This is a genomic window from Micromonospora phytophila, assembly GCF_023656545.1.
Classification (GTDB): Bacteria; Actinomycetota; Actinomycetes; order Mycobacteriales; family Micromonosporaceae; genus Micromonospora; species Micromonospora phytophila.
Genome location: NZ_JAMOKF010000318.1, coordinates 1 through 6270, shown reverse-complemented (window position 1 = coordinate 6270; position 6270 = coordinate 1). Strand labels below are relative to the sequence as shown.

Annotated in this window: 9 protein-coding genes; 6 read left to right on the top strand and 3 right to left on the bottom strand. The window is 73.0% G+C overall.

Features of this window, described 5'->3' with window-relative positions; genetic code table 11:
• The first annotated feature begins 63 nt into the window (after positions 1-63).
• From NCC78_RS26025 to NCC78_RS26005, 5 genes are all read left to right on the top strand, one after another.
• The gene (locus NCC78_RS26025; protein WP_250797758.1) at positions 64-561 is read left to right on the top strand and encodes a polyadenylate-specific 3'-exoribonuclease AS; all 498 of its coding nucleotides are present in this window, start codon (positions 64-66) and stop codon (positions 559-561) included.
• A gap of 71 nt (positions 562-632) precedes the next feature.
• Entirely contained in the window at positions 633-1136 is a 504-nt protein-coding gene (locus NCC78_RS26020) for a pyridoxamine 5'-phosphate oxidase family protein (protein ID WP_250797757.1), read from the top strand.
• Positions 1137-1317: 181 nt separating this feature from the next.
• A complete protein-coding gene (locus NCC78_RS26015; protein WP_250797755.1) occupies positions 1318-2346 on the top strand; it encodes a 6-phosphofructokinase in 1029 nt (342 codons plus the stop codon).
• A 73-nt stretch (positions 2347-2419) separates the two neighbouring features.
• Positions 2420-3238, top strand: a complete 819-nt coding sequence (gene proC / locus NCC78_RS26010) for a pyrroline-5-carboxylate reductase (RefSeq protein ID WP_250797753.1) — start codon at positions 2420-2422, stop codon at positions 3236-3238.
• Positions 3239-3284: 46 nt separating this feature from the next.
• A complete protein-coding gene (locus tag NCC78_RS26005; protein WP_250797752.1) occupies positions 3285-3635 on the top strand; it encodes a DUF2203 domain-containing protein in 351 nt (116 codons plus the stop codon).
• Positions 3636-3646: 11 nt separating this feature from the next.
• On the opposite strand, the gene NCC78_RS26000 is transcribed toward NCC78_RS26005, so the two are convergent.
• Together NCC78_RS26000 and NCC78_RS25995 are read right to left on the bottom strand one after the other, a co-directional pair.
• Positions 3647-4594 carry a threonine ammonia-lyase gene (locus tag NCC78_RS26000; RefSeq protein ID WP_250797751.1) on the bottom strand — a complete coding sequence of 316 codons (948 nt, stop codon included), beginning with the start codon at positions 4592-4594 and terminating at the stop codon, positions 3647-3649.
• Between the two features lie 56 nt (positions 4595-4650).
• Positions 4651-5100, bottom strand: coding sequence for a nuclear transport factor 2 family protein (locus tag NCC78_RS25995; protein WP_250797750.1), 450 nt, complete (start codon positions 5098-5100; stop codon positions 4651-4653).
• Between the two features lie 87 nt (positions 5101-5187).
• On the opposite strand from NCC78_RS25995, the gene NCC78_RS25990 reads away from it, so the two are divergent.
• On the top strand, positions 5188-5865 hold the full coding sequence (locus NCC78_RS25990) for a TetR/AcrR family transcriptional regulator (protein WP_250797749.1): 678 nt from the start codon (positions 5188-5190) through the stop codon (positions 5863-5865).
• Here the strand turns inward: NCC78_RS25990 and NCC78_RS25985 are convergent.
• Positions 5790-6270, bottom strand: a 481-nt coding sequence (locus NCC78_RS25985; RefSeq protein WP_250797748.1) for a class F sortase, incomplete at its 5' end; no start/stop codon positions are given. The two genes, NCC78_RS25990 and NCC78_RS25985, sit on opposite strands and share 76 nt — an antisense overlap.

Here is a 6270-nt window from a genome sequence, read left to right as displayed (position 1 = left end):
ACCGGGCCGCTCGCCCCGGCCCCGGCCGACGGGGCCCGACGGGCGTGGGCGAGGATGGCGGGAATGGTCTACCGCTACTTCTACGACTGCGAGTTCATCGAGGACGGCCGGATCGTCGACCTGGTGTCGATCGGCGTCGTCGACGAGTACGGCCGCGAGTTCTACGCCGTCTCGACCGAGTTCGACGACTCGCGGGCCGTGCCCTGGGTGCGTCGCAACGTGCTCGACAAGCTGCCCTCCCCGGCCGACCGGGCCTGGAAGTCGCGGGAGCGGATCCGCGACGAGCTGCACGAGTTCCTGCTCGCGCCGGTCCGGGACCGGCCCGGCGAGCAGTTGGAGCTCTGGGCCTGGTACGCCGCGTACGACCACGTGGTGCTGGCGCAGCTGTGGGGGGCGATGCCGGCGCTGCCCCGGGAGATCCCCCGGTTCACCAAGGAGCTGCGTCAGCTCTGGGACGACCGGGGCCGGCCGACGTTGCCGGACGCCGACGCCGCGCGGCACGACGCCCTGGTCGATGCCCGGCACAATCTGGCCCGGTGGCGGGCGATGACCAGTCGGTGAATGCCGCCCAGGTTTGACCGGTTCTGTCCCGGGCACCGGTTCGACGTCGAGCCGATCCGAGGGAGTGTGCCATGAGCAACGCACCGACCAACGCCGCCGACGCCCGGCGCCGGGTCACCGAGCTGATCCGGGACGCCCGGATCTGCATGCTGACCACGATCGCGGTCGACGGCCGGATGGTGAGCCGGCCGATGGGGCTCCAGGAGGCGGAGTTCGACGGGGACCTGTGGTTCTTCGCGTACGCCGACTCGGCAAAGGTCCGACAGATCCGGGTCAACCCGGAGGTCAACGTCTCCTTCTCCGACCAGGAGCGCAACGCCTGGGTCTCGCTCGCCGGCACCGCCCGGGAGGGCTACGACCGGGCGAAGGCCGAGCAGTTGTGGAATCCGCTGCTGAAGACCTGGTTCCCCGACGGGCTGGACACCCCCGGCCTGACGCTGATCAAGGTGCACGCCGCCTCGGCCGAGTACTGGGACTCCCCGAGCAGCACCGTGGTCAACCTGTTCGGCTTCGCCAAGGCCGCGGTGACCGGCAGGCCGCCGAAGGCGGGGGAGAACCACGACGTCAGCTACTGACCGGTAGGTCGACCGGGGGGTGGGACCGGCCCGGGGCGCGCTGTCGTCGTACCCCCGCGCCGACTACAGTGCGCTCTGACGGCCCGCCCCGGGCCGGCAACGGCGCCGATGGTCTGATCTGACACATATCCTGGGGCTTAGTCGGGCTTCACCTGATGCTCCCCAGGAGGATGAGCGGATCATGCGTATCGGCGTGCTCACCGGCGGCGGCGACTGCCCAGGTCTCAACGCGGTCATCCGGGCGGTGGTCCGCAAGGGCGTCGCCAGCTACGGCCACGAGTTCGTGGGTTTCCGGGACGGTTGGAAGGGCCCGCTGGAGGGCCTGTCCCGTCCGCTGGGCATCGCGGAGGTCCGCGGCATCCTGCCGCGCGGCGGCACCATCCTCGGTTCGTCCCGGACCAACCCGTTCAAGATCGAGAACGGTGTCGAGCGGATCAAGGAGAACCTCGCCGCGCAGGGCGTGGACGCCCTGATCGCGATCGGCGGCGAGGACACCCTCGGCGTGGCGACCAAGCTGCACGAGCTCGGCGTCAACGTGATCGGCGTGCCGAAGACGATCGACAACGATCTCGGCGCCACCGACTACACCTTCGGCTTCGACACCGCGGTCAACATCGCGATGGAGGCCATCGACCGGCTGCACACCACCGCCGAGAGCCACCACCGCACCCTGGTGGTCGAGGTGATGGGCCGGCACGCCGGCTGGATCGCCCTGCACGCCGGCCTGGCCGGCGGCGCCAACGTGATCCTGCTGCCCGAGCGGCAGTTCGACGTCGACCAGGTCGCTGGCTACGTCGAGAAGCGCTTCCAGCACCAGTACGCCCCGATCGTGGTGGTCGCCGAGGGCGCCCAGCCGCTGGACGGCCAGATGGTGCTGCACAACCAGGAGCTCGACTCGTTCGGCCACGTCCGCCTCGGCGGCATCGGCCAGTGGCTCGCCGAGCAGCTGGAGGCCAAGACCGGCAAGGAGGCCCGCACGGTCGTGCTCGGGCACATCCAGCGCGGCGGCACCCCGACCGCCTTCGACCGGGTGCTCGCCACCCGGCTCGGCCTCCAGGCGATCGACGCGGTGCACGAGGGCGACTGGGGCAAGATGGTCGCCATGCAGAGCACGGACATCGTCCGCGTTCCGCTGGCCGAGGCCACCCGCGAGCTGAAGACCGTGCCGCTGGAGCGGTACGCCGAGGCCGAGGTCTTCTTCGGCAGCTGATCGCAGATCGGCGTCGCGGCGGGCCGCCCGGTCCGCCGCGACGCCGACCCACGGCAGGAGGGGGTACGGCGGAATGTCACCCGGGGTGCACACGGTCGCGGTGATCGGCACCGGCAAGATCGGCGAGTTGATGCTCTCCGGGCTGCTGCGTTCCGGCTGGCCGGTGGACCGGCTGCTGGCCACAGCCCGTCGCCCGGCCCGCGCCGAGGAGCTGACCGCCCGGTACGGCGTGCGGGTCGTCGACAACCTGACCGCGGTGGACGAGGCGGCCGTGCTGGCCGTCTCGGTCAAGCCGCAGGACGCGGCGACGCTGCTGGAGGAGATCGGGCCGAAGGTGCCCGCCGACAAGCTCGTGATCTCGCTCTGCGCCGGCCTGCCGACCAGCTTCTTCAACCGCCGGCTGCCCCAGGGCACCCCCGTCGTGCGGGTCATGACCAACACCCCCGCCCTGGTCGACCAGGCGATGACCGCGATCTCGGCCGGCGCGCACGCCACCGGCGCGCACCTCGCGCTGGCCGAGGAGATGTTCAAGCCGCTCGGCGCCACCATCCGGGTGCCGGAGTCGCAGCAGGACGCGGTGACCGCGCTCTCCGGTTCCGGGCCGGCGTACTTCTACCTGCTGGTCGAGGCCATGATCGACGCGGGCATCCTGCTCGGCCTGCCCCGGCAGGTGGCGCACGAGCTGATCGTGCAGACCGCCATCGGCTCGGCGGTGATGCTGCGCGACTCCGGCGAGCACCCGGTGAAGCTGCGCGAGGCGGTCACCTCACCGGCCGGCACCACCATCTCCGCCATCCGAGAGCTGGAGAAGCACGGCGTACGCGCGGCGCTGCTCGCTGCGCTGGAGGCCGCCCGGGACCGCGCCCGGGAACTGGCGGCGCAGTCCGGCTGACCCGGCCCGGGCCGGGGCGCCGATCCCGGTGCCCCATACTGGCCGCGTGTTCACTCTCGCCCAGGCCCGGCACCTGGTGGCCACCCTGCGCCCGCGCGTCGACGAGCTGATCCGGCTGCGCGCCGACCTGGCCGAGCTGCGCGCCGACCTGGCCGATTACGGCGTCAGCCCGCTGGGCGGGCTGGCCGAGGTCAAGGGGCTGGAGGCGCGCCTGCACGCGGTGGTCGACGAGCTGCACTCGCACGACATCCAGATCAAGGGCATCGCCCCGGTGCTGCTCGACTTCCCCGGTGAGCGGGACGGTCGGCCCGTGCTCTGGTGCTGGCTGGAGGGGGACAGCGACGTGCGCTGGTACCACCGCGTCGAGTGCGGCTTCGCCGGCCGCCGGCCGGTCTGACCGGCCGGCGCTCAGGCCAGGGACGCCAGGGCGGCCGGGGAGACGTTGCCGCCGCTGAGGACCAGCACGGTGCGGGTGCCCGGGGCGGCCCGCACCCGGCCCGTCCGCAGCGCGGCGAGGGTGACCGCGGCGGCCGGTTCGACCAGGAGCTTGGTGGCGTCCAGCAACTCCCACCAGGCCGCCCGGATGTCCTCCTCGGAGACCTCCACCATGTCGTCCACCAGGGCCCGGACGTGAGCCAGGGTGTGCCGGCCGGCGAACGGGGCGGCCAGCCCGTCGGCGATCGACATCTGCCGGACCGGCGGGTCCTCGCCGCCGGTGCGCAGGGCGTGGCCGACCGCGTTCGCGGTGACCGGCTCCACCCCGACGACGCGGGCGGTGGGGACGGCCGTGCGCAGCGCCGCCGCCACACCGCTGATCAGGCCGCCACCGCCCACCGGCACCAGGACCAGTTCGGGTGGCGGGCCGTCGGTCAGGATCTCCCGGCCGAGGGTGGCCTGCCCCGCGATGACGTCCGGGTCGTCGAACGGGGGCAGCAGGTGGTAGCCGCGGTCGGCCGCGATGCTCCGGCAGGTGCCGAGCAGGTCGTCGGTGAGGACCACCTCGCCGCCGTACCGGCGGACCGCGTCGATCTTCGTCGGCACGGCGTGCGGTGGCATGCAGACGACCGTGGGCAGGCCGAAGGCGTGGCCGACGAAGGCCACCGCCATGGCGTGGTTGCCGGCCGAGAAGGCGGCCAGGCCGGGCGGCATGCCGTCGCGTTCGGCGAGAGCGAGCAGCGCGTTCGTCGCCCCGCGCGCCTTGAAGCTGCCGGTGTGCTGGAGGTTCTCCGCCTTGACCGCCAGGTCGAGGCCCAGCGCCTCGCCGAGTGCGGGACAGGGCAGCAACGGGGTGCGGACCACCCGCCCATGGATGCGTTTCTCCGCTGCGGCGATGTCGTCCACGTCGATCAGGTGCACGGCCGGAGCCTAGCCCGGTCCGCAGGCCATTCCGCTCACGGCCCAGGTGCTCGTGGTCATGCCCGCGTCTCCTGCCGGTCCGGCGGCTGCGGCGTCGACCGGGCCGCGTCATCCTCGACGTCGGCGGGGAGGGTGCGGGTGAGCAGGTGCGCCCGGCGCATCCGCCCGTCGGTGGCGAACTGCCCGAAGAGGCACACCTCGACGGCGAGGGTCTTCTTCAGGGTCCGCACGTGCATGGTGTAGCGGGCGGCGATCCGGTCCCCGTCGGCCAGCGCCTCGTGCACCTCCATGCGGAGGTCCGGCCGGTTCCTGCGGACGGGGCGGGTGTGCGCGACGAGTGCCTCCCGGTCCATCCGGTGTCCGTCGGCGATCTGGACGACGTCCGGTGTGTGGTAGCGGTCGACGATCGGCCCCGGGTCGTCGTCGCCGCGCAGCAGCTCGTGGGTGAACGAGGTGACGAAGTCGGCGATGAACTGCTTCGGATCGGTGCCGTGCAGTGGTCTCATGGTGCTCCCGTCACGCTGTCGACTCGGGCATCATCTCTTACAAGATGTAAGATATGCGTGCCCCGGAAATCTGGCAAGGTGTAAGAGATGACTTCGTTCCCGGCCCGGAACCGCCGTGCCGACGCCCGACGCAGCAGGGCCGCCATCCTCGACGCAGCCGTCCAGTTGCTCAACGCCCGGCCCGACGCCAGCGTCGAGGCGATCGCCACGGCGGCGGGCGTGACACGCCAGACCGTCTACGCCCACTTCCCCTCCCGCGAGCACCTGCTGGGGGCGGTGCTCGACCGGGTCACCGAGGAGGCCGTCGCCGCGATGGACGCCGCGGACCCGGACGCCGGACCGGCCGCGGTGGCGCTGCTGCGGGTGCTCGACGCCAGTTCCCGGGCGGCCGGGCGGCACCGGGTCCTGCTCCAGAAGATCGGCTCGCTGCCCGTGAGCCCCGAGCAGGACCGCGATCGGCACGCGCCGGTCGTCGACCGGCTGAGACGGGTGATCCGGCGCGGCCAGGAGACCGGGGAGTTCGACGGTGGGCTCGCGCTCGACTGGCTGGTGGCGGTGACCATCAGGCTCGGTCACGCCGCGGGTGAGGAGGTCGACGCGGGCCGGATGTCCGAACGGGACGCCGCGACGGCCCTGCACACCAGCCTGCTCCGCGTGCTCGGCGCCGGGCGCGCCGCCGCGTCGCCGGATCAGCCCGCGGCCGAGTCGGGCAGCACGTCGCCGGTCGGCTCGGCGACCGCGAAGACCACCAGGTTGTCCCGGTAGTGACCGCTGCTCCGGTCGAAGTCTCCGCCGCAGGTGACCAGGCGCAGCTGCGGGCCGGGCGTCGGGCCGTACACGGCGGCGGTGGGGAAGTGGTCCTTGGCCACCCGCGCCGTGACGGTGACCCGGAACGACACCGGCCGCGCGCCGCGCCACACCTGCACCCGGTCGCCCGGTCGCAGTTCGCCGAGCCGGGCGAAGACCGCCGGTCCGTGACGGGAGTCCAGGTGCCCGGCGATCAGCGCCGGCCCCGGATCGCCGGGAGCCGGGCCGCCGCCGTACCAGCCGGCGGTGGCGAAGTCGACCGGTGCCGCCACGGCGCCCGAGGTGTCCAGCCCGAGCACCGTGAGCGGGGCGTCGACGCCGATCCGCGCGACGCGTACCCGGGTGGGGGGCTGATGGGGCGCG